Genomic DNA, 25,454 nt, shown 5'->3' with positions numbered 1-25,454 from the left:
CCGTAGTTGCCCGTCCGGGGGACACCTACACCTGGACGATCGGAATCGGTCAGGATGTCACCCGATCAGGCGGTCGCCAGCAGCTGGTCCACAGGGGCGTAGTCGTCGGTCAGCACGAGCGCCGAACCGACGAAGTCCGTGAGGTCGGTGCCGGAGAGCAGACTGACCTTGGGGTCGGTCTCGCCCAGCCGGCCGCGGACGGCGTCCAGCGGCAGCGGAGCGTCGGACGCGACGATCAGGAAGTTGGAGCCCTGCTCCTCGGCGAGCGCCTCCGGTGGGGCGATCAGCGCGACGTGCGTGAACTCGGCGGCCACCGTGGCCAGCTCGGCGCGGATGAACCGCAGTGGCGGGTAGTCGATGACGTTCTGCACGTACACCCCGCCCGGGCGGGTCACCCGGCGGATCTCGGCGGCCATCTCCCGGGTGGCCAGGTGCCACGGCACCACCAGGTGCCCGAACGCGTCACCCACCACCAGGTCACGGCTGTCCGTCTGCTCCCCGGCGACGAGCATCCGGGCGTCGCCCACCACCGCCCGCAGGTCCGGGCCTGTGCGTACGCCCAACTCGCGCTCGCCCAGCTCGACCAGCCCGCCGTCGATCTCGAAGACGACGTTGTCGGTGCCCGGTCGGGTGGCGGTCAGGTACCGCGGCACCGTGAAACCGCCACCGCCCAGGTGCAGGGCGTCCAGCCGCTGCCCGGCCGGCGCGGCCACGTCGGCGACCGCGCCGATCCACTTGGTGTACGCGTACTCCAGGTGTTTCGGGTCGGCCAGGTCCACGTACGAGTGCTGGGCGGAGTTGAGCAGCAACGTCCGGCCGTCGGGCCGGGCGGGGTCAGTCGTCACGCGGGCACAGTGGTACGCCGTCTCGATGTCGCACGGGTTCGGGGCGACGGTGCTCAGCCCCGCGCCGAGTAGGCCGAGCACGGCAAGCGCGGCCCGGGTGCGGGCCGGACCGGGCAGGTCGGTGGGCGCCTGCCGGCGCAGATACCACCCCAGGGCGATGCCGGCCAGCCCGAGCGCCACCGCCAGCGCCACCAGGATCACAGTGGTGGGCAGGGCGGCGACCAGTACGAACCCGGTGAGCAGGGTGGCGGTGATGCCGCCGAGGGTGCCGATGCCGGACAGCCGCCCAACGACCTGACCGGTGCGGCGCAGGTCGGCGAGTTGGAGCTTCACGACAAGCGGGGTGACCGCGGCGAGCAGCGCGGCAGGCACGAACACGGCCAACGCGACGAGCAGCAGGATGGCGCTGGCCGCGCCGCCGCGCAGCACCTCACCCGCGTACCTGACGACGGGCAGGGTGATCGCGGTGGCGATGCCGGCCAGCACCAGCGCCGGCGCCAGCAGGCCGCGCGGGTCGCGCCGGTCGGCCAGCCAGCCGCCGGACCACGCGCCGTACGCGATGGCGGCGAGCGCGATGCCGATCACCGAGCTGGTGACCTGGAGGGTCACCCCGACGTACGGGCCGACCAGGCGCAACGCGACGGTCTCCAGCACCAGCACGGCGCCGCTGGAGAAGAAGACCAGGAACGCGGCCAGGCCGTTGGGCAGCGCCCGGCCGGTGGCAGGTACGGGCGTGGCCGAGGCCTGCGGGGCCGCTACGTCGGACGGTGGGGAGCTCATCGTCGCGATGGTACGCAGCGAAGCTGGCGCTCCGGGTCAGTACATCGAGAGATGAACATGGTTCGTGTGGCTGGCGGCGGGACTGCCGCTGCCGCTGTACGCGCGCCAACCCGTGCCGGGATGCCAGATCTGCCGGTACCAGATCACGTAGAGCACACCGAGCCGGTCGGCGTTTCGGACGTGCCAGGCGGCCAGGCTGTCGCCGTACGCCTTGTCGCCGCCCGTCGCGTTGCGGTCCTCGAAGCCGTTCGTGGCTGCCGAGAAGTCACAGGCGCGGCCCTTCGGGTGCTCGCCGCCGCCGCCTTCACGCTTGCAGGAGACGTGCCGCTTGTAACCGGCCGCCTGGGTCTGCTTGAGGGCGTTGAGGGTGCGCGGGGTGATGCAGCCGGAGGTGGTCGGGTCCTTCACCGAGCACGACTCGGACGGCCACGACCCGTCGGGGTTACGCGGCGCCGGCTTCGCCGAGGCGGAGCTGCCGCCGCTGAAACCGCCGCTGACGCCCGAGCTGACCTCGGCAAGAGCCGCCTCGGCCTCCTTCTTCTTCTTCGCCATCACGGCAAACTGCTTCTGCTGCTCGCGGACCTCCGCGTCGATGGCGATCTTGGCCTGCTGGGCCTCCTGCTGGGCGTTGACGAGATCGCGCAGCCGCTTGCTGTCCCGTTGGGCCATCATGTCGAGGTCGCTGACGCGTTCCAGGAACGCCTGCGGGGTGCTGGTGTTGAGCAGCATTGTCGCCGGGGTGAGCCGGCCGACCCGGTACGACTGCGCGGCCACCTCGCCGACCTGGGCGGTGAGCCCCACCAGCCGACCTTCGACGGACTTCAACTCGCCGGTCAGCGCCGTCTGCCGGCGCTTGGAGTTGTCCAGTTTGGCCTTGGCCTCGATGTGGCCCTTGGCGGTCAGCTCCAACGCGTCCCGCAGCTTCTTGGTGCCACCCTCGTCGGGCTCCGCGTACGCGGGGACGGCGCCGCCGACGAGCACGAGCGTGACGGCGGCGAGCACGGCGAGCAGAGCGCGGCGACCGCGCCGCTGGGTGAGCCTGGTCCTGGGCACGAAAGCGTCCTTCCGTCGACCGCCGGCCCCGGTGAAACCCACTACGCGGCGGCGTCCCCGCCGGCGCCGGTCGGCGGCCTGCTGGCGGAGACCGCCGGTCACGATACCGGAACGCCCGCCGGTGACCAGCCCCCTGACCCTCCGACGGGCTCGATGTCGACGCAGCGTCCCGGCACTGTCGCGCAGCGCTCTGATCAGGAGCTGAGGAGGGCTTCGTGCACCTCGGCCCAGACCTGCTCGTTGGCCGCGACGAGCAGACCTCGCCCCTCGTCGGCGGGGTGGTAGTCGACGCCGTCGAACCGGCGGGCCACCCCACCGGCGGCGCGCACGAGCAGCACCCCCGGGGCGTGGTCCCAGGGCAGGGTGCGCCAGAACAGGGTGAACTGCTGTTCGCCGGTGAGGATGTCCAGGTACTCCCGGCCCGCGCAGTGCTGGCCGGGCAGCAGCTCGCCGAGTCGCCGGCCGCCGGCACGGACCCGGTCCCGGGCCTCGGGGGGCAGGAACTTGGTCATGGCCGCACCGCGCAGCTCACCCAGCGACGGCACCTGGCCCGCGTTGTCCACCGGCTCGCCGTTGAGCAGGGCGCCCTCGTCGACCCAGCCCGAGGCCAGCGTCTCGGCCAGCGGATCGAGGATCCAGCCGGCGGTCGGCCGCCCGTCGGTCAACAGCGCCACCATCAGGGCGAACGGTCGACGGCCGGCGGCGAAGTTGGCGGTGCCGTCGACCGGGTCGACGAGCCACACGTCCCCGCCGTCGCGCAGGTGTCGCAGCAGCTCCGGATCGTCGGCGACGCCCTCCTCGCCCACCACGATCGAGCCGGGGCGCAGGTGCCGCAGCCGCGCCGAGATCAGCTCCTCGGCCCGGCGGTCCGCGACGGTGACGATCTCGCCCGGCGCCTTCTCCGACACGTCGGCGTCGTCGAGTTTGCGGAACAGCGGCAGCACGACCTGGTCGGCGGCCTCGCGGAGCAGGTCACCGACGTCGTCGAGCAGGGTGTCAGCCACGCGGCGGCAACTTCACCACGCTGACGAAGAACTCGTCGATCTGGCGGACCACCGAGATGAAGCGCTCGAAGTCCACCGGCTTGGTCACGTAGGCGTTGGCGTGCAGCTGGTAGCTGCGCAGGATGTCCTCGTCGGCCTGGGAGGTGGTGAGCACCACGACGGGGATGCGGCGCAGCTCCTCGTCCTTCTTGATCTCTTCGAGCACCTCGCGGCCGTCGCGGCGGGGCAGGTTGAGGTCGAGCAGGATCAGGTCGGGGGTCACCGCGTCGGCGTACTGGCCCTCCCGCCGCAGATAGGCGAGCGCCTCGGCGCCGTCGGAGACGACGGTCAGCCGGTTGCGGAGCTTGTGCTCCTCGAACGCCTCCTGGGTCATCAACACGTCACCCGGATCGTCCTCGACGAGCAGGACCTCGATCGGGCTCTTGCCGTCCGCTGGCGCGGTCATCCCACCGTCTCCCTCATGTCACCCGTTCTACCGCTTTCCGGTGCTCCGTCGGCCCGGTCCGGCCGGTCCGGGTCGGCGGACTGCTCCGGCGGCCCGGCCGGCGCCTCGGCCGGGGTCGCCGCGTCGTCCGGCGCGGAGGGCTCCGACTGCTCCGACTGCTCCGGCGCGTCGGCGGCGGCAGCGGCCTCGACGTCCTCGGGGAGCGCCGGCAGGGTGAACCGGATCGCGGTGCCCTCCGGAACGTCGGTGTCCACCCAGACCCGGCCACCGTGGTATTCCACGATCTTCTTGACGATGGCCAACCCGATGCCGGTGCCCGGGTACGCGTCCTTCGAGTGCAGCCGCTGGAAGATCACGAAGATCTTGTCGGCGAACTCCGGCTCGATCCCGATGCCGTTGTCCTGGCAGGTGATCTCCCACTCGGCGCCGACCAGCCGGGCCGACACGTGCACCTTCGGCGGCACGTCCGGGCGGCGGAACTTGACCGAGTTGCTCACCAGGTTTGCCAGCAGGTTGGTGAGCAGGGGCTCCTCGCCACGGATCACCGGCATCTCGGTCCAGGTCAGCTCGGCGTCCGCGTACTGCCGGGCGGCCTCGGTCTGACCTGCCACGTCACCGAGCACCTTGTTCAGGTCGACCTCGGTGAAGCCGGTGGTGAGCCGGCCGATGCGGGAGAACGCCAGCAGGTCGTTGATCAGGCGCTGCATCCGCTGCGCGCCGTCGACAGCGAACGCGATGTACTGGTCGGCCCGCTCGTCGAGCTGCCCGGCGTAGCGGCGCTGGAGCAGCTGGCAGAAGCTGGCCACCTTGCGCAGCGGTTCCTGGAGGTCGTGCGAGGCCACGTACGCGAACTGTTCCAGGTCACGGTTGGACCGGGTCAGCTCCTCGGCCTGCTTCTGGAGCTGGCTGTTGACCCACTCGATGCGTTCCCGTGCCTGGCGCACCTCGGCCAGGTCGGAGGCGATCTTCTGGCGCATCGCGTCGACGTCGTCGCCGAGCCTGATGAACTCCGGTGGGCCGTCGGTGGCGATGCGGTGCTGGTAGTCGCCCTCGGCGACCTCGCGGACCTGGCTGGCCAGGCCGGTCAGCGGCCGGACCACCATCCGGTCCAGCGAGATAAGCAGCACCGTGCCGGCCACGACCACCACCAGGGCGGCGACGATCAACAGTACGACCAGCACGTTGCTGCTGCTACGGACGTCGGCGGCGGACTGCTCCCGGGCGGCCAGGATCTCCTCCTGGAGGCTGGAAACCGCCGCGCGGACCTCGTCGAACTGCTGCCGAGCCTGGTCGGTGACCAACGCCTGGCCGGCCTGGGTGCCACTGCGCTCGGTCGTGGTGATCACCGGCTCCGCCACCGTCTGCCGCCACTGCCCGACGCGTTCCTGGACTATCCGCAGCTCCCGGCCGACCTGCGGGTAGTCCCCGATCAGCTCGCCCATCGAGGCGATGACCGCCTTCTCCTGGTCCAGCCCTTCCCGGTAGGGACCCAGGTCGGCCGGCTTACCGCTTACCGCGTACCCGCGGACCGCCGTCTCCTGGTCGAGCAGCGCGTTGAGCAGTTCCTGCGACTGCACCCGCAGCGGACCTGTCTGGTTGAGGACCGCGTCGATCTGTGTGCGGTTGCGGGCGGCCACCGCCGCCTCAGCCGCGGCCAGACCGATCAGCAGCACACCCACGACTGTGAGCAGGGTGATGACCCGGCGGCGCAGACTCCAGCCGCCGCTCACCGGCCTCACCGGCCACCGCCCCGGCTGACCAGCAGCATCGCCACGTCGTCGGCGAGCGGGCCGCCGTTGATCTGCTCCGCGCGACCGACCAACCACGCCGGCAGATCGGGCAGCGACACCTCGCGGTTGGCCGGTTCGTCGAGCAGGCCGCTCAGACCCGGCACGTCGAGGCGTTCGTTGCCGTCGCCCACACGCCCCTCGATGAGGCCGTCGGTGTACATCAGCAGGGACCAGTCATCGGTGTCGAACTCCAGGTCGTAGGCGATCGGCCGGCGGGGTCGTACGCCCAGCAGCAGGCCGCCGGGCGCGGGCACCGGGACGACCCGGCCGCCGGAGAGCAGCAGCGGCGGCGGGTGCCCGGCGAGTCGGACGGTGGCCCGGTTGGCGTCCAGGTCCAGTCGGGTGGTGGCCACCGTCGCGAAGATCTCCTGGAGTCGGCGCTCGCTCATCAGCACCTGCTCCAGCGCGGGCAGCACCTCGTCGTCCGGCACCCCGGCGAGCACCAGCGCCCGCCAGGCCACCCGCAGCTCGACGCCGAGGGCCGCCTCGTCCACCCCGTGTCCGCAGACGTCCCCGACGATCAGGTAGAGACGGTCCGGACGGGTCTGGACCACGTCGAAGAAGTCCCCGCCGATGAGCGCCGCGTGCCGGCCCGGCCGGTAGAAGGTGTGCACCGCCACCTGGTCGGTGGTCATCAGCGGCTGGGGCAGCAGGCCGCGTTCGAGGCGGGCCGACTCGGCCTGGCGCAGCTCGACCTCACGCAGCCGGCGGGCGTTCTCGTCGGCCCGCTTGCGCTCCACGGCGTAGCGCAGCGCCCGGGTCAGCAGCACCCCGTCCACCTGGCCCTTGACCAGGTAGTCCTGTGCGCCCTCGGCGACCGCCACGATGCCCAGGTGCTCGTCGGAGCGACCGGTCAGCACGCACACCGCCGCGCCGCTGGACATCTCCAGCACCTGACGCAGCCCGTCCAGCCCCTGCGCGTCGGGCAGGCCCAGGTCGAGCAGGACGCAGTCGACGCCGGTGATCCGCTGCCGCGCCTCGCTGAGGCTGGTGGCGACCAGCAGTTCGATCATCGAGTTGGTCTCGGCGAGCAGTTCACCGACCAGGAAGGCGTCACCCTCGTCGTCCTCCACCAGCAGCACCCGCAGCCGCTCGCCCGGCGGCAGGTTGGCGTGCCGCGCCAGGCCGCCGTGCGGGTACGGCACGACTGGGGAACCGGCCAGGCCGGGTCCCCGGTGCGGCCGGGTCACCGCCGCGAGACGCGGGAGTTCGCTGGTGATGTCGGGCTCCTTCCGAGTGCCCTGCTGATCCTGTATTAGACAACGGTCGCACACAACACGGCGGCCTCGGCGCGGGCGGGGATGGGCCGCGTCACTGCCCCCGTGACCGTTCGGGCCGATCGCTGGCCGACCGGCCATCCCGCCCGAAGTCACTGGACGGCAGGATAGTGCCACCCCAGGCCCCCACCACCTTCGAGGAGTTCCCGTGGGCGCACCCCCCACCCAGGCTGCGACGGGCCGTCCGGCCCGCCCCGGTCCGGGCGTACCTCCCGCCGACCGCGCGTTGGCCCGACCGCGCCGCCGGCTCCTGGCCGTCGCGGCTGCGATGGCGGCGCTGGCCGCCGTGGGCGCCGGCAGCCTGCTCGACCTGCGCACGCCTGCGCCGTCGCCGGCGAGCGCGCCGGCCGACGAGTTCAGCGCCGGCCGGGCGTACGAGGACGTCCAGGTCATCGCGGCCCGGCCGCACGCCGCCGGCAGCGCGGCAAACGATCAGGTACGCGCGCACATCGAGCAGCGGTTGCGCGGGCTGGGCCTGGAGACCGAGGTGCAGGACACGGTGGCCCCGGAGGCCGGCCAGCTCAGCGGCGCGGCGGGTGGGGCGACTGTGGCCCGGGTCCGCAACGTGGTGGCCCGGGTTCCCGGCACCGATCCGACCGGCCGGGTGTTCCTCGTCGCCCACTACGACTCGGTGCAGACCGGGCCGGGCGGCAACGACGACGCGGCGGGCACCTCGGCGATCCTGGAGGTGGCGCGGGCGCTGGCGGCAGGTCCGAAGCCCCGCAACGACATCGTCTTCGTGCTTACCGACGCGGAGGAGGCGTGCCTGTGCGGCGCGGCCGCGTTCGCCGCCAGCCACCCGCTGGCCGCCGACGGCGGGGTGGTGCTCAACCTGGAGGCGCGCGGCTCCACCGGTCCGGTGATCATGTTCGAGACGTCGAAGAACAACTCCCGGCTGGTGGACGTCTTCGGCCGGGCCGCCCCGCACCCGGTCGGCACCTCGTTCGCGGTGGAGATCTACCGGGCACTGCCCAACGACACCGACTTCACCGCGTTCCTGGACCAGAAGTTCGTCGGGCTGAACTCGGCGTACATCGACGGCGGCGCCATCTACCACACCCCGCTGGACACCCCGGCGGCGATGGACCGGGGCAGTCTCCAGCAGCACGGGGACAACGCGCTGGGCCTGGCCCGGGAGTTCGGCCGCACCGACCTGACCGACCTGCGTTCCGGGCACGACGCCACCTACTTCCCGGTCCCCGGCGGGCTGGTCCGCTACCCCGGCTGGCTCACCCTGCCGCTGGCCCTGCTCGCCGTGGCAGCGGTGGCCGCGCTGGGCTGGCTGACCCGCCGCAGCGGGCGGGCCAGCGCCGGCCGGCTGGCCGCCGGCTTCGGGCTGGCCCTGGTGCCGATCGTGGTCGCGCCGGCCGCCGCCCAGCTGCTCTGGCTGGCGATCACCACTATCCGCCCGGGGTACGCGGAGCTGCTCGACCCGTACCGCCCGATCTGGTACCGGCTGGCCGTGGTGGCGCTCGCCGCCGCGATGGTGTTCACCTGGTACGCGCTGCTGCGCCGCCGGATCGGCCCGGCCGCGCTGGCCGTGGGCGGGCTGGCCTGGCTGGCGCTGCTCGGCGTGCTGCTCGCCGTGGCGGTTCCCGGCGGGGCGTACCTCACGACCCTGCCGGCCCTGGCCGGTGCCCTCGGCGGGCTGGTCGCGCTGCGGACCCGGCAGACCGGGCCGTGGCCGGTGGTGGCGGTGACCGCCGCCGCCGCGGTCGGGGTGGCCATCCTGCTGCCGACGGTGGTGCTGCTCTTCCCCGCGCTGGGGATGGCGATGGGTGGGGTGGTCGCGCTTGTCGCGGTACTGCTCGGTCTGACCGCCCTCCCGGTCGTCGACCTGCTGCATCCGCAGGCCGGCGGGCAGCGCGGGCTGGCCGCACTGCGGGCCCGGCGGCTCGCGATGCTGCCGGCCGGGGCCGCCGCCGTCGCGGCGGTGATGCTCGCCGGGGTCGGGCTGGCCGTCGACCGCTTCGACGCCGACCATCCCGCGCCCACCCACCTGATGTACGCCCTGGACGCCGGCACCGGCCAGGCCCGCTGGCTGAGCCGCGAAACCGACCCCCAGCCGTGGACGGACGGCTACGTGGACGGGGTGACCGACGTCGGCGACGACTTCCCCGGGCTCGGCGACGCTGAGCTGCGCGCCGGCCCGGCGCAGGCGGCGAACCTGCCGGCGCCGAAGCTCGACGTGGTGGCCGACAGCACCTCCGGCGACGAACGCACGCTGCGGCTGCGGCTCACCCCGCAGCGGACGGTACGGCTCGCCACCCTGCACGTCGACACGGCGACCGCCACCGTGTTGCGCGCCGAGGTGGCCGGACGGTCGGTGCCGGTCGAGGCCCGCGACGGCCGGTGGGGCTTCGGGCTGGTCTTCCACGCCCCGCCGTCGGAGGGCGTCGAGGTCACGTTGACGCTGCGGCCGATCGCCGCGCAGGTGGCGCTGCGGGCGATGGACGCCAGTGACGGGTTGGACGCGCTACCCGGCTTCCGGCCCCGGCCGCCGGCCGTCGGCGTCGTCGGATCGCACAGCTCCGAGATGCTGGCGGTCGCGCGCACCTATCCAATCTGACCCGAAGCGGCCCGGCGGAGTCCCTCCTCCGCCGGGCCGCCGCCCTTCGGCGTCAGTGCGGTGCGGCCGGGCCGAGGTCGCTCGGGTCGGTGTTGCCGCCGCACACGATCACCGCCACCCGCTCCCCCGCCTGCGGCACGTACGCCCCGCCGACCAGCGCGGCGAGCGCGGTGGCACCGCCGAACTCGGCGGCCACCCGCAGCTCCGACCAGAGCAGCCGACGCGCCCGCATCAGATCGTCGTCGCTGACCAGCACGGAGACCACACCCGTCCGGCGGGCGGTGTCGTAGGCGATCTCGCCGATCCGGCGGGCGCCAAGCGAGTCCGTGGCGATGCCGCCCACCTCGATGTCGACAGGCCCGCCCGCCTTGAGCGCGGAGTGCAGGGTCGGGATCTGCTCGGGCTCGACGGCCACGACCCGTACCGACCCGTCGAACCAACTCGCGACGCCGGACACCAGACCACCACCGCCGACCGCCACCAGCACCGTGTCGATCCCGTCGAGCTGCGCCTCCAACTCCCGGCCCACGGTGCCCTGACCGGCCACCACCTCCGGCTGGTCGTACGCGTGCACGACCAGGGCGCCGGTCTCCTGCGCCCGCTCGGTGCTCGCCGCCAGGGCCTCGGCGTAGTGCTGACCCACCTGCCGCACCTGGGCACCCAGCCCGGCCAGCCGCTGCACCTTCACCGGTGAGGAGGTCACCGGCACGAACACCTCCGCCGTCACTCCCAGCGACCGGGCCGCGTACGCCACCGCCAGACCGTGGTTGCCACCGGAGGCGGCGATCACTCCCGCCGGCGGCAGCGGCCCCTGGAGCATCCGGTTGAACGCGCCGCGCGGCTTGAACGAGCCGGTGTGCTGGTGCAGCTCCAGCTTGAGACTGAGCTGGCCGGGCACGCCCAGGTCAGCGCCGTCGACAGCGATGACCGGAGTTTCCCGGACCCGCCCGGAGACCAGCGCGGCAGCGGCCTCGACGTCGCTTCTGTTCACCATGGGAAACGCCCTCTCACCGGGACCGTGGTCGGTGAGCCATCCTATGGAGCGTCGACGGGGTCACCCCGATCGGCTGCGCGCCGCAACCGGCGGTGCTCGGCGGTCACCACCCCCAGCAGGGCCAGGTCAATCGCGACCACGGCTACCGCGTTGAACTGGTTGACAGTGAAGTTGAAGACCTGCCCGAACAGCAGGCTGACCAGCAGCGCGAGCTTGAAGAACCGGAACGCCTCGAGCCGGTTCGAGCGCAGCAGCCACGCCGCCCGCAGACTGAGCGCCGCCGTGACCAGCGCGGTAGCGGTGACACCGAGCACCGCGCCCCACTCGCGCTCCTGGTCCAGTTCTCCGGTCACACCGTCCAGCAGCACCGCCACCACGACAAGCACCGGCTCCACCACCAGGTAGACCACCACCAGCCAGACCAGCCAGCGCTGCCGCGTCGCCCAGCCGGCGAGACGCCGGGCCCGGTCGGCCGCCCGCTGCCAGAACCGGACCGACGGCGGCTCACGTCGGGGCATCGTGTCCAGCAACTGCTGCATGGCAGCCGCGGTGGCAGGCCCGGCGCCCCGCACGAGACGCCGCACGTCCGCCCGGCGCCGGTCCGTCAGCCCGGCGGGCAGAGCGCTGAGCACCACGTCCAGCGCGTTGGCCGTACGCTCGGCCGGGGTCAACTGGGATCGGCCGGTACGCCCGCGTACCGCCTGGGTGAGCAGGACGAGCAGGGCGAACGCGACGTAGATGATGGCGGCAGCCGGGGCGTAGAAGTAGTCGGTGCCGGCGGTGACGAACTTGCCCACCTCGTCGATGAACAGGCCGAACCCGACGCCGCCGACGATCGCCCCGGCGGTGCGTGGCCCTTCGCCCAGGAAGATCAGCGGGATCCCCAGGCCGACCGCGAGCAGCAGACCGCCCCAGAGCACATGTGCGATGTGCAGCCCGCCGCCGCCGAGCTGCGGATAGTCGGTGGCCTCCAGGTACGCCCGCAGGGCCAGCACGGTGACCACACCGGAGAGCACGAACGCCTGGAGGTGGGACGCCGCCCCGACCGCCCGGGTCGGCAGCAGGCGGACCAACCAGCCGATCCCGGGGCGGTGGCGCGGAGGTCCAGGTGGCATGTTTCGAAACCTAGTAGCCACCCACTCCTCGCGGACGTGGTCCGGTCGACCCGGCGACGCCGGCCCGTCCAGTGGTACGCCACGGGCTGACGCCGCTCGCGCGATGCCGGATACTTCGTCCATGACGCTGTCGGCGACACGCCCTGCCCTCGTCGGAACGGGCAGGGCCGACCCGCGCGCCTCGTTGCTGGTGCTGATCGGCTGGTACGCGGCAGTCGTGGTGGCGTTCGGCCTGTTTCTCGGCACGCTCTCCGGGTCGGTCCCGGCGGGCTGCGACGAGGGGTGCGACTCGGAACGGTCCCGGATGCTGCTCTTCGGGCTCTACGTGGCCCTGCCAGCGATGTTCCTCGCGCTGCTGGTCAGCCTGGCGACGCTCGCGGCCCTCGTCTCCCGCACCCGGATCCGTTCGGCGGCCCTCGTGGGGACGCTGTCCGCGGTGGTGCCGCTGGCCGTCTGCGCCGTCGTCACCGCGAGCCTCTGACCCGCCCGTGGTTCAGGCCGGGGCATGCGACCGCTACTTCCAGCGGAAGTGGACGAAGAGGCGGCCGAAGTTCTTCGAGTCCTTCTCCACCCGGTGGTAGAGCTGCTTGACGTCCTTCTGGTCGAGGAACCGCAGCACCCGCTTCTTAAGCTGGCCCGACCCCTTGCCGGGGATGATCTCCACGAGGGTGGCCTTCTTCGCCACCGCCTCGTCCATGATCCCGCGCAGTGCGCGGTCGATGTCCTGGCCCTTGTTGAAGATGTCGTGCAGGTCCAGCTTGAGCTTCATGCCGCAGCCCCCGGCCGGTCAGGTCCCATGTCCGCCATCCTAGGCACCCCCGTCGGGCCGCCCGCCGGACGACGAAGGGGCGGTCCCGCAGGACCGCCCCTTGTCCGTTTCGCGTTCAGCGGGTGCCGCCCACGCGGGCCTCGACCCGCGCCAGCGCCACCCGGTAGTCGTCGTTCGCCGCGTACATGGCGGCGGCGATCCGCAGGTGCCGCAGCGCGTCGGTGGGCCGGTTCAGCCGCTCCAGCGTCCGACCGAGCACGTGGTGCGCGTAGTGGTCGCTCGGGTCCCGGTCGACCAGCTCCCGCAGGTGCTCCTCGGCCCGGTTGAGCTGGGCCGACTGGAAGTACGCCCGGGCCAGCAGCTGCCGGACCGCCGCGTTGCCGGGTTCGGCGTCGACGATCGGCTCCAGCAGTCGGGCCGCCCCGCTCGGGTCACCGGTCTCGAAGAACATGGTCGCCCGCCGGTAGTCCGCCAGAAGATCCATCTGCCCACCTCCTCGGGTCGCACCGTCACCTGTTCCGACGCTGGCACAACGTCCGGCGTTTGGCGACTGTTCCCGGAGTCGAGATCGCGTCAGGTTCGGGCGTCCCGGCGGCCGGCGGCCAGCTCCCAGGCGCGGACGCCGCCGACGATCCCCGCCGTGTTGGGCACCACCACCACGTCGTCGCCCATCCGGGCGAGCTGCTCCGGCCGGATCAGCCGCGAGTTGCCCCCGCCCAGGTAGAGCCGGTCCCAGCGGAACACCGGGCGGAGCCCGTCCACCACCTGTCGGATGCGGCGCGACCAGAAGGCGTCGCCGAGCCGGCGGCGCTCGGGCTCCCCGACGTACGTGTCGTAGGTGGTGCCCCAGCGCACCGGCGCGTGCGACAGCTCCAGGTGCGGCGCGAGGATCCCGCCGTCGAAGAGGGCGCTGCCGAGCCCGGTGCCCAGGGTCAGCACCAGCTCGCAGCCCGTCCCGGCGACCACGCCCGCCCCGTGCACCTCGGCGTCGTTGAGCACGAGCGCCGGCACCCCGAACGCGTCGGCGAGCGCACCACGCGCGTCCCAGCCGGACCATTCGGCCAGCAGGTCCGGGTCGACCCGGCTGCGCGGGCCGCTGCGTGTCACGTAGTGCGGCGTGGCGACCACCACGCCGTGCCTGATCATCCCGGGTACGCCTACCGTCAGCCGGTCCGCGGTCGGCAGCCGTGCGCCCAATTCCAGCAGGGTCCGGACGAACAGGGCGGGCGGCAGCGGGTACGGCGTCGGCACCCGCAGCGGCCGGGCGCGCATCGTGCCCGCCTCGTCGAGCACGGACGCCTTGATGCCCCCGCCGCCGCAGTCGATCGCCAGTGTGGTCACCACGCCGTTGAGTCTGCCCGCTGCGGTCGGTTCGTATGCGGGCAGCCGGATAGGCTGCCGTCCTGATGAGCGCCACGATGATCGTCAAGGACCTGGCCGCCGGGCACGGCGACCGTTCACTCTTCGCCGGGCTGGACCTGGTGGTCGCCCCCGGCGACGTGGTCGGCCTGGTCGGGCCGAACGGGGCCGGCAAGTCGACGCTGCTGCGTACCCTCGCCGGGTTGCTGCCGGTCGAGGCCGGCAGCGTCCGACTCAGCCCGCCCACCGCGACCGTCGGGCACCTGCCGCAGGAGCCGGAGCGGCGACCGGGCGAGACGGTACGCGACTTCCTGGCCCGCCGGACCGGGGTGACCGCCGCGCAGGCGGCCCTGGACGTGGCGACCGAGGCGCTGACCGCCGGGGCGGCAGGAGCGGACGACGCGTACGCCGACGCGCTGGAGCGCTGGCTCGCCCTCGGCGGCGCGGACCTGGACGAACGCGCCGAGCAGGTGAGCGCCGACCTCGGGCTCGCGGTCGACCTGGACCACCCGACGACCGGCTTGTCAGGCGGTCAGGCCGCCCGGGCGGGGTTGGCGTCGTTGCTGCTCAGCCGGTACGACGTGTTCCTGCTCGACGAGCCGACGAACGACCTGGACCTGGCCGGATTGGAGCGGCTGGAGGAGTTCGTGACCGGGCTCCGGGCCGGCACGGTGCTTGTCAGTCACGACCGGGAGTTCCTGACCCGCACGGTGACCCGGGTGCTGGAGCTGGACCTGCCGCAGCAGCAGATCAACCACTACGGCGGCGGCTACGCGGCCTACCTGGAGGAGCGCGAGGTCGCGCGGCGGCACGCGCGCGCGGACTTCGAGGAGTACGCGGACACGAAGGCCGGCCTGGAGGCGCGGGCGCGCACCCAGCGGGGCTGGATGGAGAAGGGCGTCAAGAACGCCCGCCGCAAGGCCACCGACAACGACAAGATCGGCCGCAAGTTCCGCGCCGAGGCGAGCGAGAAGCAGGCCGCCAAGGCCAAGCAGACCGAACGGCTCATCGAGCGGCTAGACGTGGTGGAGGAGCCCCGCAAGGAGTGGGAGCTGCGGATGGAGATCGCCGCCGCGCCCCGCGCGGGCGCCGTCGTGGCCACGCTGCGCGGCGCGGTGGTACGCCGAGGCGGGTTCACCCTCGGCCCGGTCGACCTCCAGATCGACTGGGCGGACCGGGTGGCGGTGACCGGGGCGAACGGCTCGGGCAAGTCCACCCTGTTGGCGGCGCTGCTGGGGCGGCTGCCGCTGGACGAGGGCAGCGCCGCACTCGGGCCGGGCGTGGTGGTGGGTGAGGTGGACCAGGCGCGCGGGTTGTTCCTCGGCGACGCGCCGTTGATCGACGCGTTCCAGGCTGCCGTACCCCACCTGTCGCCGGCGGACGCGCGGACCCTGCTTGCCAAGTTCGGGCTGCGGGCGGCGCACGTGCCGCGGCCGGCGGCGACCCTCTCCCCAGGTGAGCGGACCAGGGCGGCGCTTGCGCTGCTCCAGGGTCGCGGCGTCAACCTGTTGGTGCTCGACGAGCCCACCAACCACCTGGACCTGCCGGCCATCGAACAGCTCGAATCGGCGCTGGCCAGCTACCCGGGCACGCTGCTGCTGGTCACCCACGACCGGCGGATGCTTGCGGCGATCGAGACGAACCGGCGGCTGCGTGTCGACGGCGGGCGGATCGCCGAGGATTGATCCGTGCCGGCAGGCCGTCGCGGGGTGAGAATGACGCCATGCTCAAGTGGGAGTACGCCCTGCTGGTCCGCCGCCGCCAGGCCGCGACGAACGACCTGGGCTGGGAGGTCGTCTTCGTCTGGTACGGCCCGGACGGCTCGATGGTCGACGTGACGCCGTACGGCGACACCGCGCTGGCCCACCTCAACCGGGCCGGTGACCAGGGCTGGGAGTTGGTCGCGATGAGCGAGGATCCGTCCCTGCCCGGCAACAACGAGTTGCACCGCTACCACCTGAAGCGGCCGAAGCCCGCAGCCCCGCAACCGCGCCAGCGGATGCGCGGCAGCCGTCGCACCGTCACGGGCTGAGCCGGCGCCGAGGAAACCGCCAGTCGCGGGGTTCGGGTGCGCCCACCAGCGACGCGCCGATCCCTGGCGGGGGACGAGCTGGGCATACCGGGCGCGAATGCGGGTAACGCGCGGCGGGAGGTGGCCCGAATGGTCGCTTTGGCACAGACTCCGCCCTCGGCCGACCGGCTGCGGGCGATCGACGACTTCCTCGCGCAGGCGTGGGCGGACCAGGTCCGGCACGACGACCGGCTGCGCGGTCTGGCCGTGGACGTCCGGTTCGACAGGGGTGTCGCCCATCTGAGCGGCGAGGTGGCCGAGCAGGGCGACCTGCGGCTGGTCCGCGACCTGGTGGGGCGGCTGGCCGGGGTGTACGGCGTCTGGTGCCGGGTCGGCGTCGGTGGCCGGGAGCCGGTGGTGGTGGACCTCGGTTGCGGCCCGACCAAGCAGTGGTCGAGCAACCTGGGGCTGGACATCTACCCGGCGCCGGGGGTGGATGCCGTGGCGGACCTGTCCGGCTCGCTGCCGCTGGCCGACAACTCGGTGGACGTGCTGTTCGCGGTGCACATCCTGGAGCACCTGATCGACTTTCTGCCGCTGGTCGACGAGTGCCACCGGGTGCTCCGCCCGGGCGGCGTGCTGCACGTGATGAGCCCCTGGTGGGGGCATGTGAACGCGGTAGCGGACCCGACCCACGTCCGGCTGATGGACGTGCAGACGTTCAAGGGGATCTGTCAGCTTCGGCCGCCGGGCACCCCGCGCTGGTATCCGCTGCACGCGGGCTGCGACGGTGCCTCGATCTTCGCCGACCTGACCCCGCTGCCCGCCGACGCCGACCCGGCATCGGACTCGCACCTGGCCCGCTTCTTCGACTAGGGGGTCTGGGTGGATTCGCGGAACTCCAGGCGGTAGCTGGCGGAGAGCTCTCTCGCCGGGGCGGCGCGGTCGCCGTCCAGGCGGTCGGCAAGCAACTCGACGGCCAGCCGGGCGATCTGCGCCTTGTCCGGCGCGACGGTGCTCAGGGTGGGGATCGAGAAGCGACCGTCCTCGATGTCGTCGAAGCCGACCACGGCCACGTCCTCGGGCACCCGCAGACCTGCCTCGTGCAGCGCGCGCAGGGCACCGAGGGCGAGCGTGTCGTTGAAGCAGAAGACCGCGTCGGGGCGTACGCCGGAGGTGAGCAGGCCGCGCATCGCGGCCGCGCCGTCGGCGCGGTGCCAGGCCGGCGCGGGCGCCACGAGGGTTTCGTCGTAGCCCAGTCCGGCGGCGCGCAGCGCGTCGGCGTAGCCGGCCAGCCGCAGTCGGGCGCTGGCGCCCTCGTCGGTGCGCTGCGAGCCGACTGCCGCGATCCGGCGCCGGCCGAGGCCGATGAGATGGCTGGTGATCTCCCGGGCCGCGCCCACGTTGTCGATCACGACACGGTCGGCCGGGCCGTGGTCGATCCGCTCGCCGAGCAGCACCATGGGCGTGCCGTCGAGGCTGGCCAGGTCCTCCGCGGTGAGGGCCAGCGGGCTGAAGATCAGACCGTCGATCAGGTGGTCGGTGATGCCGGACGCGACCACCCGTTCCTGCTCCCGCCCGCCGCCGGTCTGGTCGATCAGCACGGTCCAGCCGAAGTCGGCGGCGGCGGTGACGACGTGACGGGCCAGCTCGGCGAAGTACGGGATGTCCAGTTCCGGTACGGCGAGGGCGATCACGCCGGTGCGGCCCTTGCGCAGGTGCCGGGCGGAGAGGTTGGGCCGGTAGTTGAGTTCAGCGATGGCCTCCTCGACCCGGGCGCGGGTGTCCGGCCGGACGTGGACATAGCCGTTCACCACGTTCGACACGGTCTTCACCGACACGCCGGCCCGCTCGGCCACGTCCTTGAGCCTGTGCCGCACTTCGCACCCTCCCCGATGTAACCCAGCGCACCATACCTCTTCACCAGCCCTTTACAACGTTGCCTACAACGTTGTACAAACGGTGGACACCGGGTGGGCGGTGACTGCGGTCACCCGGCGCCGGCACTGACGAAAGGTGGCACCCCTTGCGGACCGCGCAACTGACGATCGACCCGGCCTTCTCGATCGGGCCGGCCGACCGACGTCTCTTCGGCTCCTTCGTCGAGCACATGGGTCGGTGCGTCTACGGCGGCATCTACGAGCCCGGCCACCCCGACGCCGACTCCCGCGGCCTGCGTCGCGACGTGCTGGAGCTGACCCGCGAGCTGGGCGTCTCAGTGGTCCGCTACCCGGGCGGCAACTTCGTCTCCGGCTACCGCTGGGAGGACGGTGTGGGTCCGGCCGGCGACCGGCCGCGCCGGCTCGACCTGGCCTGGAAGACGATCGAGACCAACGCGTTCGGGCTGGACGAGTTCATGACCTGGGCGGCCGAGGCCGGCGTCGAGCCGATGATGGCTGTCAACCTCGGCACCCGCGGCGTGCAGGAGGCCCTGGACCTGCTGGAGTACGCCAACCACCCGGGCGGCACCGAGCTGTCCGACAGGCGGCGCAAACACGGCGCGGAAGAGCCGTACGGGGTGCGGCTGTGGTGCCTGGGCAACGAGATGGACGGCCCGTGGCAGGTCGGCCACAAGACCGCCGACGAGTACGGCAGGCTCGCCGCCGAGACCGCCCGAGCGATGAAGATGATCGACCCGTCGATCAGCCTGGTCGCCTGCGGCAGCTCCAACCGGCGGATGCCCACGTTCGCCGCGTGGGAGTCGACAGTGCTGGAGCACACCTACGAGCACGTCGACTACATCTCGGCGCACACCTACTACGACCCGTCCGACGGTGACCAGGCCAGCATCCTGGCCTCGGCCGTCGACATGGGCAACTTCATCAACGAGGTCGTCGCCACAGCCGACCACGTGGCCGCCCGGCAGCGGCACAGGCGCAAGCTGAAGATCTCCTTCGACGAGTGGAACGTCTGGTACGAGTCCCGCCTCCAGGCCGACCTGGACCGGCGCGGCTGGGTCGAGGCCCCCGCCCTCATCGAGGACGACTTCACAGCTGTCGACGCCGTGGTCGTCGGTGACCTGCTGATCACCCTGCTCCGGCACGCCGACCGGGTCGGGGTGGCCGCCCAGGCCCAGCTGGCCAACGTGATCGCGCCCATCCGCACCCGCAACGGCGGTCCGGCCTGGCGGCAGAGCATCTTCCACCCGTTCGCGCTTACCGCACGGTACGCCCGGGGCACCGTGCTGCGTACCGAGCCGGTGTCGCCGCGCTACGAGACGAAGAAGTACGGGGACGTGCCGGTGCTCGACACCGTCGCCGTGCACGACGAGGAGACCGGCGAGCTGACCGTCTTCGCGGTCAACCGGGACCAGACGGACCTTCCGCTGGAGATCGACCTGCGCGGGCTGCCGGGCATGGCTGGCCTGTCCTTCCAGAGCATCGCCGCCGGGTCCGACCCGTCGGCGACAAACACCGAGGCCGAGCCCGACCGGGTGACGCCCCGGGACCTGCCCACCCCCACCCCCGACGGCGGTCGGTGCACCGTGCGCCTGCCCGCCGTGTCCTGGAGCGTGCTGCGGTTCGGCCCGACCCGCGCCTGAGGTCGCACCGGGCTTGAGCAGGCACAATTCATCCCGTCCCCCTGCAAGGAGAGATACAGCATGATCCAGAACGACATGAGCCGGCGGCGCCTGCTCGGCCTCGGTCTCGGACTCGGTGCCGCGGCCACCCTGACACTCGCCGGCTGCGGCGGAGACGACGACGCCTCCGGGCCGGCCGCCGGCAACGGCGGCAAGGAGTACACCGGCCCCAAGGTCGACCTGAAGCTGTGGAACGGCTTCACCGGCGGCGACGGCGACATCTTCAAGGCGCTCGTGAACCAGTTCAACACCGAGCACCAGAACATCGCCGTGTCGGTGGCCACGTACCAGTGGGAGGACTACTACGCCAAGCTCCCCGGCGCGGCCTCCAGCGGCAACGGTCCGGACATCGCGGTCATGCACATGGACCAGCTCGCGACCTTCGCCGCGCGTGGCGTGATCACCGAGCTGGACGACGTGGCCAAGAACCTGGAGCTCTCCGAGGCGGACTTCGCCCCCACCGTGTGGAAGGGCGGCCTCTACAACAACAAGCGGTACGGCATCCCGCTGGACATGCACCCGCTGGGCTTCTACTACAACAAGGCCGTCATGCAGAAGGCCGGCCTCGACCCGAACAAGCCGCCGACCACCCGGGACGACTACATGGCGGCCCTGGTCGAGCTGAAGAAGTCGGGCGTACAGGGTTTCTGGATCAGCCCGTTCCAGTTCACCGGCGGCATGACCTTCTACTCGGTGCTCAACCAGTGGGGCGGCACCCTCTTCGACGCCGAGGTGGCGAAGGCGACGTTCAACTCCGACCCGGCGGTCGAGGCGTGCACCTGGCTCGTCGACATGATCAAGCAGGGGCACTCGCCGGCCAACGTCGGCCAGGACGCCGAGTACCTGGCGCTCAAGAGCGGCAAGAACGCCTTCACCTGGAACGGCATCTGGCAGATCAACGACCTGAAGAAGAGCCCCGAGGTGCAGTGGGGTGTCGCTCCCCTGCCGCAGATCGGCAGCAAGCCGGCGGCCTGGGCCAACTCGCACAACTTCACGATCGTGAAGCAGCGGGCCAACAACGCCAACAAGGTCTCCGGCGCGAAGGTCTTCATCAACTGGCTGAGCCAGCACTCGCTGGACTGGGCCAAGGGCGGCCAGATCCCGGCCCGCAAGGACGTCCGCGAGGGCGCCGAGTTCAAGGCGCTGCCGGAGATCTCGTCGCTCGCTCCCGAGCTGGAGTACGCGGCGTTCCCGCCGGCGGCACCCGGGCTGGGCGAGGTCATCACCACCTTCTACGACTCGTTCAACGAGGCCGCGCTCGGCAAGAAGTCGCCCAAGCAGGCCCTCGACGACGGTGTCGCCAAGGCCAACAAGCAGCTCGAGGACAACCGCAAGAAGTACGGGAGCTGATAACCCGTGGCGGACGTGATCGAGGTCGGGGCGGCGCGCGGTGACGCGCCGCCCCCGGCGGCCAACGCAGCCCGCCGGGCCTCGGCGGGCCGGACCGGACGGGCGACGCCATACCTGTTCCTCGCCCCGTACCTGGTCCTGTTCGGGGTCTTCGGCCTGCTGCCGATCGTCCTCGGCCTCTGGCTGAGCGTGCACCAGTGGGACTTCCAGCTACCCAACCGGCCGTTCGTCGGGCTGGACAACTACAAGGAGCTGTTCTCCAGCGACTCCGCCGTCTACGGCGACTGGTGGCGGAGCGTACGGGCCACCGCGATCTTCACGGTGCTGTCGGTGCCGCTGCTTGTGGTCGTACCGCTCGGGCTGGCGTTGCTGTTGAACCGCTCGTTCCCGGGCCGCACGTTCTTCCGGGCGATCTACTTCGCGCCGTACGTGCTGGGTGTGGCCGTGATCGGCCTGCTCTGGCGGTTCCTGCTCGACGCCAACCTGGGCCTGGTCAACAGGCTCCTCGGGGTGGTCGGGCTGCCGTCGGACACCCCGTGGGTGACGAACATGCCGTGGGCGTGGATCTCCCTGGTCGGGGTGACCGTGTGGTGGACCTCCGGGTTCAACGCGGTGATCTACCTGGCCGGCCTCCAGGACATCTCCCCGGAGTTGTACGAGGCGGCCCGGATGGACGGGGCCAGCGCGTGGCAGCGGTTCCGCAACGTCACACTGCCAGGCCTGCGTCCGGTGCTGCTCTTCGTGATCACCACGACCGTGCTCGCCTCGGCGAACATGTTCGGCCAATCCTTCCTGATCACCCAGGGTGCGCCCGGCACGGAGACCCGCACGGTGGTGTGGTTCATCGTCGAGGAGGGTTTGCGGGACAACGACGCGGGCCGCGCCGCCGCGATGAGCATCGTGTTCGCCCTGCTCCTGGCGGTCGTGAGCATCGCCAACTTCCGCCTCTTCCGCTACCGGGAAGACTGAGGGGACCGCCATGACGACGCCCACGCCGACCACTGACGGTTCCGCCTGGGGAGCGCGCCGGGTCGTGTTCTACGCCATCCTGGTCGCGCTGACCCTGGTCTTCCTGACCCCGCTTGTGTGGATGGTCATCACCTCGCTGAAGACCTACACGGCCGCCCAGGAGATCCCGCCGAGCTGGCTGCCGAACCCGATCGCCGGGTACGGCTACGAGCAGATCCTCAACAACTCGGCGAACCCGGTGCTGCGCTGGTTCCTCAACAGCATGGTGGCGGCCACGCTGCACTCGCTGCTGGTGCTGGTGACCGCCTCGATGGCCGCGTACTCCCTGGCCCGCCTGCGGTTCCGCGGACGCGGGGTGACCTTCGCGTTGATCGTCGGGACGCTGTTCATCCCGCCGACCTCGCTGATCATCCCGAACTTCCTGATCGTCGACCAGCTCAACTGGATCGACACCCTCGCCGTGGTCGTGGTGCCCGGCGCGGCGAGCGCGTTCGGGGTGTTCTTCCTGCGGCAGTTCTTCCTGTCCCTGCCGAACGAGCTGGAGGAGGCCGCCACCCTCGACGGCGCCAACCAGTGGCAGATCTTCTACAAGGTGGTGCTGCCGCTGTCCAAGCCGGCGCTCGCCACCCTGGCCGTGCTGTCGTTCCTCACCAACTGGAACGACTTCCTCTGGCCGATCTTCGTGCTGTTCAGCCCGGAGAAGTTGACGCTGCCGCCGGGCCTGGGCCTGCTTCAGGGCTCGTACGTCACCGACTACCCGGTGATCATGGCGGGTGCGGTGCTGGCCAGCCTGCCGGTGCTGATCCTCTTCGTCCTGGCGCAGCGGCACATCATCCAGGGCGTCTCCCGCAGCGGTCTGAAGGGGTGACAGCCACGAGGACCTGGCGTGGCGGCGCGGCGGCGATCATCATCGCCGCCGCGCTGCTCGCATCGGGCTGCGCCGACGACGCCCGACCCACAGCCACCACGAGCAGCGGGAGCGAATCCAGCATGTTCACCAACCCGGTCGTCCGCACCGACGCCCCGGATCCGCAGGCGATCCGGGTGGGCGACACCTGGTACCTGTTCCACACCAACTCGCAGGGCCGCAACGTCCCGGTGCTCACGTCCACCGACCTGGTCGACTGGACCGAGGCCGGGGACGCCCTGCCGACGCTGCCGGCGTGGGCGGACGCCGGAAAGACGTGGGCGCCCGAGGCAATCGAGCTGGCACCGGACCGGTTCGTCCTCTACTACACGGTCGCCGGCCGGGGGTCCGGGCGGCAGTGTGTCGGGCGGGCGGTGGCCAGTGCACCGCAGGGGCCGTACTCCGACGACGCGGACGGCCCGCTGATCTGCCAGGCCGAGCTGGGCGGAGCGATCGACGCCAGCCCGTTCCGGGACACCGACGGCAGTCTGTGGCTGCTGTGGAAGAACGACGGCAACGCCATCGGGGTGGACACCTGGCTCTGGTCGCAGCGTCTCGCCGACGACGGCCTGACCCTGGTGGGCGAGCCGACGAAGCTGCTGAAGCAGACCGAGCCGTGGGAGGGCACCCTGATCGAGGGGCCGTTCTTCCACCGTCAGGACGGCCGGCTGCTGCTCTTCTTCGCCGCGAACGCGTACGACAGGGCGGAGTACGCCGAGGGCTACGCGGTCTGCGACAGCCCGACCGGCCCGTGCGTGAAGGCCACCGAGAACCCGATCCTGACGAGCAACGAGGTCGCCTCCGGCCCCGGCCACGCGTCGATGGTGGTCAAGGACGGCCGTACCTGGCTGCTCTACCACGCCTGGCCGCCCGGCCAGGAGGGCAGCACCGACCCCGGCCGCCAGGTGTGGCTGGACGAGGTGACCTGGGTCGACGGCAAACCGGTCGTCAAGGGCCCGACCGGTACCGCGCAGTCCCGCCCCTGACCTGATCGTGCGGAGGGGCGTTCGGCCCCTCCGCACGCCCGGTCAGGCGGTCGGTTCGCGCGGCGCCGGAGCGACTGCCGGTTCGTGCCGGGCCAGCCGGTTGCGGCGGTATCCGTAGCCGAAGTAGATGATCGCGCCGAGCAGCATCCAGGCCAGGAACCGCAGCCAGGTCTCCACCGACAGGTTCAGCATCAGGTAGAAGCAGGCAAGCGCGGAGACGATCGGCAGCACCGGGGAGAACGGCACCCGGAACGGCCGCTCCAGGTCGGGGCGCTTGCGACGCAGGATCGGCACCGCGATCGACACCAGCACGAACGCGCAGAGCGCGCCGATGCTCACCAGGTCGGCCAGTGCGGAGAGCGGCAGGAAGCCGGCGAGCAGGGCGACAGCCACCGTCATGATCGCCGAGATCCGGTACGGCGTACCCCAGCGCGGGTGCACCTTCGCGATCGACGGCGGGATCAGCCCGTCCCGGGCGATGGCGAAGCCGATCCGGCCCATGGCCACCAGGTCGACCAGGATGACGCTGGTCAGGCCGGCGACCGCGGCGATGGAGACCAGCACGGCCGCCCACCCGGCGCCCACCGACTCGAAGGCCGATGCGATCGGGGCACCCCTGTCGATCTCGGTGTACGGCACCATGCCGACGACCACGAGCGAGACGCCGATGTAGAGCACTGTGGAGATCAGCAACGTGCCGAGCAGACCCAGGGTGAGGTCCCGCTTGGGCTTGCGCGTCTCCTCGCCCAGGTTGGCCACGGCCTCGAAGCCGGTGTACGCGAAGAAGACCACGGCGGCGGCGCTGAGCACCCCGACGAAACCGAAGACCGACGGCTCCAGCCCGAACAGCGCCTGCGTGACGGGCTGCTTGATGCCGTCGTCGCCGCTGCCGGCGGGCTCGGCCGGCGGGATGAACGGGGTGAGGTTGGCGGCCTTGACGAAGAACAGCCCGGCGACCACCACGAACACGCAGATGGCCACCTTGACCAGCACCAGCAGGTTGGTGATCCGGGCGGACTCGCGGATGCCGATGATCGCGACGACGCCGAGGATCAGCACGATGGCGATGGCGCCGATGTTGACGGTGCTGCCCTCCTCGCCGAACCAGCGGGTCGGCAGGTCGAGCAGCTCGGCGAGGTAACCGGACCAGCCCCGGGCGACCACTGCGGCGCCGAGCGCGAACTCCAGCAGCAGGTCCCAGCCGATGATCCAGGCGACGATCTCGCCCATCGTCGCGTACGCGTAGGTGTAGGCGCTGCCGGCGGTCGGCACGCTTGACGCCAGCTCGGCGTAGCAGAGGGCGGCGAGCAGGGCGACGACGCCGGCGATGGCGAAGGAGATCACGACACCCGGGCCGGCGCTGTCGCGGGCCTCGATCCCGGTGAGAGTGAAGATGCCGGTGCCGATCACGATGCCGATGCCGAAGCCGGTGAGGTCGATCGCACCGAGCCGCCTCTTCAGCCCCAGTTGGCCGTCGGTGCCGTCCGCTTCGCCCTGAGCTATCACGTCCTTGATCGGTTTTGTGCGCAGCACGGACATGCGCTCACCCCTCCCACCGTGCGACCACCACCGTGGCGGCCGGTGACCGGCGTTGCTACCCAGCGGCGGGAATGGTCAACCACGAACCCTTGCGGTTACCGGCCGAGTGTGA

23 protein-coding genes are annotated in these 25,454 nt (G+C 71.8%); 10 read left to right on the top strand and 13 right to left on the bottom strand.

The window, feature by feature from the left end; all coding sequences use genetic code 11:
• Positions 1–65 precede the first annotated feature (65 nt).
• The 6 genes from AB0N27_RS22805 to AB0N27_RS22780 form a co-directional block, all read right to left on the bottom strand.
• Entirely contained in the window at positions 66–1,625 is a 1,560-nt protein-coding gene (locus AB0N27_RS22805; protein ID WP_364373196.1) for a fused MFS/spermidine synthase, read from the bottom strand.
• 36 nt (positions 1,626–1,661) lie between these two features.
• Positions 1,662–2,636 carry a hypothetical protein gene (locus tag AB0N27_RS22800; RefSeq protein ID WP_364373403.1) on the bottom strand — a complete coding sequence of 325 codons (975 nt, stop codon included), beginning with the start codon at positions 2,634–2,636 and terminating at the stop codon, positions 1,662–1,664.
• A gap of 236 nt (positions 2,637–2,872) precedes the next feature.
• Positions 2,873–3,682, bottom strand: a complete 810-nt coding sequence (locus AB0N27_RS22795) for an inositol monophosphatase family protein (protein WP_364373193.1) — start codon at positions 3,680–3,682, stop codon at positions 2,873–2,875.
• The gene (locus tag AB0N27_RS22790) at positions 3,675–4,127 is read right to left on the bottom strand and encodes a response regulator (protein ID WP_091569521.1); all 453 of its coding nucleotides are present in this window, start codon (positions 4,125–4,127) and stop codon (positions 3,675–3,677) included. Before AB0N27_RS22790 ends, AB0N27_RS22795 begins: the two co-directional genes overlap by 8 nt.
• Entirely contained in the window at positions 4,124–5,866 is a 1,743-nt protein-coding gene (locus tag AB0N27_RS22785) for an ATP-binding protein (RefSeq protein WP_364373189.1), read from the bottom strand. Before AB0N27_RS22785 ends, AB0N27_RS22790 begins: the two co-directional genes overlap by 4 nt.
• Positions 5,863–7,062, bottom strand: coding sequence for a fused response regulator/phosphatase (locus tag AB0N27_RS22780; protein ID WP_364373186.1), 1,200 nt, complete (start codon positions 7,060–7,062; stop codon positions 5,863–5,865). Before AB0N27_RS22780 ends, AB0N27_RS22785 begins: the two co-directional genes overlap by 4 nt.
• 400 nt (positions 7,063–7,462) lie before the next feature.
• Between AB0N27_RS22780 and AB0N27_RS22775 the strand changes: the two genes are divergently transcribed.
• Positions 7,463–9,763: a M28 family peptidase gene (locus tag AB0N27_RS22775; protein WP_364373400.1), complete on the top strand. Its 2,301-nt coding sequence runs from the start codon at positions 7,463–7,465 to the stop codon at positions 9,761–9,763.
• Between the two features lie 52 nt (positions 9,764–9,815).
• Here AB0N27_RS22775 and AB0N27_RS22770 read toward each other — a convergent pair whose 3' ends face one another.
• The gene (locus tag AB0N27_RS22770; protein WP_364373183.1) at positions 9,816–10,757 is read right to left on the bottom strand and encodes a threonine/serine dehydratase; all 942 of its coding nucleotides are present in this window, start codon (positions 10,755–10,757) and stop codon (positions 9,816–9,818) included.
• A gap of 41 nt (positions 10,758–10,798) precedes the next feature.
• Positions 10,799–11,818, bottom strand: a complete 1,020-nt coding sequence (locus tag AB0N27_RS22765; RefSeq protein ID WP_364373397.1) for a hypothetical protein — start codon at positions 11,816–11,818, stop codon at positions 10,799–10,801.
• A 175-nt stretch (positions 11,819–11,993) separates the two neighbouring features.
• On the opposite strand from AB0N27_RS22765, the gene AB0N27_RS22760 reads away from it, so the two are divergent.
• A complete protein-coding gene (locus AB0N27_RS22760) occupies positions 11,994–12,353 on the top strand; it encodes a hypothetical protein (RefSeq protein ID WP_364373180.1) in 360 nt (119 codons plus the stop codon).
• A 33-nt stretch (positions 12,354–12,386) separates the two neighbouring features.
• On the opposite strand, the gene AB0N27_RS22755 is transcribed toward AB0N27_RS22760, so the two are convergent.
• From AB0N27_RS22755 to AB0N27_RS22745, 3 genes are all read right to left on the bottom strand, one after another.
• The gene (locus AB0N27_RS22755) at positions 12,387–12,641 is read right to left on the bottom strand and encodes a Smr/MutS family protein (protein ID WP_088987488.1); all 255 of its coding nucleotides are present in this window, start codon (positions 12,639–12,641) and stop codon (positions 12,387–12,389) included.
• Positions 12,642–12,756: 115 nt separating this feature from the next.
• On the bottom strand, positions 12,757–13,125 hold the full coding sequence (locus AB0N27_RS22750) for a tetratricopeptide repeat protein (RefSeq protein ID WP_364373176.1): 369 nt from the start codon (positions 13,123–13,125) through the stop codon (positions 12,757–12,759).
• Between the two features lie 89 nt (positions 13,126–13,214).
• Positions 13,215–13,985, bottom strand: coding sequence for an ROK family protein (locus tag AB0N27_RS22745; protein WP_364373173.1), 771 nt, complete (start codon positions 13,983–13,985; stop codon positions 13,215–13,217).
• Between the two features lie 62 nt (positions 13,986–14,047).
• Here AB0N27_RS22745 and AB0N27_RS22740 point away from each other — a divergent pair, with 62 nt between their 5' ends.
• From AB0N27_RS22740 to AB0N27_RS22730, 3 genes are all read left to right on the top strand, one after another.
• Positions 14,048–15,685 (top strand): ABC-F family ATP-binding cassette domain-containing protein, encoded by a 1,638-nt coding sequence (locus AB0N27_RS22740; RefSeq protein WP_364373170.1) that lies wholly within the window; start codon positions 14,048–14,050, stop codon positions 15,683–15,685.
• Between the two features lie 38 nt (positions 15,686–15,723).
• Positions 15,724–16,032, top strand: a complete 309-nt coding sequence (locus AB0N27_RS22735) for a hypothetical protein (protein WP_364373167.1) — start codon at positions 15,724–15,726, stop codon at positions 16,030–16,032.
• Between the two features lie 129 nt (positions 16,033–16,161).
• Positions 16,162–16,887, top strand: a complete 726-nt coding sequence (locus AB0N27_RS22730; protein ID WP_364373164.1) for a methyltransferase domain-containing protein — start codon at positions 16,162–16,164, stop codon at positions 16,885–16,887.
• Here the strand turns inward: AB0N27_RS22730 and AB0N27_RS22725 are convergent.
• Positions 16,884–17,891, bottom strand: a complete 1,008-nt coding sequence (locus AB0N27_RS22725) for a LacI family DNA-binding transcriptional regulator (RefSeq protein ID WP_364373161.1) — start codon at positions 17,889–17,891, stop codon at positions 16,884–16,886. The two genes, AB0N27_RS22730 and AB0N27_RS22725, sit on opposite strands and share 4 nt — an antisense overlap.
• A gap of 146 nt (positions 17,892–18,037) precedes the next feature.
• Between AB0N27_RS22725 and AB0N27_RS22720 the strand changes: the two genes are divergently transcribed.
• From AB0N27_RS22720 to AB0N27_RS22700, 5 genes are read left to right on the top strand one after another with little or no spacing between them, the layout of a single operon-like run.
• Positions 18,038–19,552, top strand: a complete 1,515-nt coding sequence (locus AB0N27_RS22720; protein ID WP_364373158.1) for an alpha-N-arabinofuranosidase — start codon at positions 18,038–18,040, stop codon at positions 19,550–19,552.
• Positions 19,553–19,612: 60 nt separating this feature from the next.
• On the top strand, positions 19,613–20,941 hold the full coding sequence (locus AB0N27_RS22715; RefSeq protein ID WP_364373155.1) for an ABC transporter substrate-binding protein: 1,329 nt from the start codon (positions 19,613–19,615) through the stop codon (positions 20,939–20,941).
• Positions 20,942–20,947: 6 nt separating this feature from the next.
• On the top strand, positions 20,948–21,910 hold the full coding sequence (locus AB0N27_RS22710) for a sugar ABC transporter permease (RefSeq protein ID WP_364373152.1): 963 nt from the start codon (positions 20,948–20,950) through the stop codon (positions 21,908–21,910).
• Between the two features lie 10 nt (positions 21,911–21,920).
• Positions 21,921–22,778, top strand: a complete 858-nt coding sequence (locus AB0N27_RS22705) for a carbohydrate ABC transporter permease (protein WP_364373149.1) — start codon at positions 21,921–21,923, stop codon at positions 22,776–22,778.
• Positions 22,775–23,803, top strand: a complete 1,029-nt coding sequence (locus tag AB0N27_RS22700; protein ID WP_364373146.1) for a glycoside hydrolase family 43 protein — start codon at positions 22,775–22,777, stop codon at positions 23,801–23,803. The genes AB0N27_RS22705 and AB0N27_RS22700 overlap by 4 nt, the downstream gene beginning before the upstream one ends.
• 42 nt (positions 23,804–23,845) lie before the next feature.
• Here AB0N27_RS22700 and AB0N27_RS22695 read toward each other — a convergent pair whose 3' ends face one another.
• Positions 23,846–25,342 (bottom strand): amino acid permease, encoded by a 1,497-nt coding sequence (locus AB0N27_RS22695; protein WP_364373143.1) that lies wholly within the window; start codon positions 25,340–25,342, stop codon positions 23,846–23,848.
• Positions 25,343–25,454 lie beyond the last annotated feature (112 nt).

The organism is Micromonospora sp. NPDC093244, assembly GCF_040683695.1.
Classification (GTDB): Bacteria; Actinomycetota; Actinomycetes; order Mycobacteriales; family Micromonosporaceae; genus Micromonospora.
Note: the sequence above shows the minus strand (reverse complement) of the source record. Positions and strands in the feature narration are given on the sequence as shown.

Coding starts and splice junctions, on each gene's coding strand:
- AB0N27_RS22730 (WP_364373164.1), top strand. CDS start 16,162: ATGGTCGCTTTGGCACAGACTCCGCCCTCGGCCGACCGGCTGCGGGCG.
- AB0N27_RS22760 (WP_364373180.1), top strand. CDS start 11,994: ATGACGCTGTCGGCGACACGCCCTGCCCTCGTCGGAACGGGCAGGGCC.
- AB0N27_RS22790 (WP_091569521.1), bottom strand. CDS start 4,127: ATGACCGCGCCAGCGGACGGCAAGAGCCCGATCGAGGTCCTGCTCGTC.
- AB0N27_RS22740 (WP_364373170.1), top strand. CDS start 14,048: ATGAGCGCCACGATGATCGTCAAGGACCTGGCCGCCGGGCACGGCGAC.
- AB0N27_RS22805 (WP_364373196.1), bottom strand. CDS start 1,625: ATGAGCTCCCCACCGTCCGACGTAGCGGCCCCGCAGGCCTCGGCCACG.
- AB0N27_RS22715 (WP_364373155.1), top strand. CDS start 19,613: ATGATCCAGAACGACATGAGCCGGCGGCGCCTGCTCGGCCTCGGTCTC.
- AB0N27_RS22755 (WP_088987488.1), bottom strand. CDS start 12,641: ATGAAGCTCAAGCTGGACCTGCACGACATCTTCAACAAGGGCCAGGAC.
- AB0N27_RS22735 (WP_364373167.1), top strand. CDS start 15,724: ATGCTCAAGTGGGAGTACGCCCTGCTGGTCCGCCGCCGCCAGGCCGCG.
- AB0N27_RS22775 (WP_364373400.1), top strand. CDS start 7,463: ATGGCGGCGCTGGCCGCCGTGGGCGCCGGCAGCCTGCTCGACCTGCGC.
- AB0N27_RS22770 (WP_364373183.1), bottom strand. CDS start 10,757: ATGGTGAACAGAAGCGACGTCGAGGCCGCTGCCGCGCTGGTCTCCGGG.
- AB0N27_RS22695 (WP_364373143.1), bottom strand. CDS start 25,342: ATGTCCGTGCTGCGCACAAAACCGATCAAGGACGTGATAGCTCAGGGC.
- AB0N27_RS22750 (WP_364373176.1), bottom strand. CDS start 13,125: ATGGATCTTCTGGCGGACTACCGGCGGGCGACCATGTTCTTCGAGACC.
- AB0N27_RS22705 (WP_364373149.1), top strand. CDS start 21,921: ATGACGACGCCCACGCCGACCACTGACGGTTCCGCCTGGGGAGCGCGC.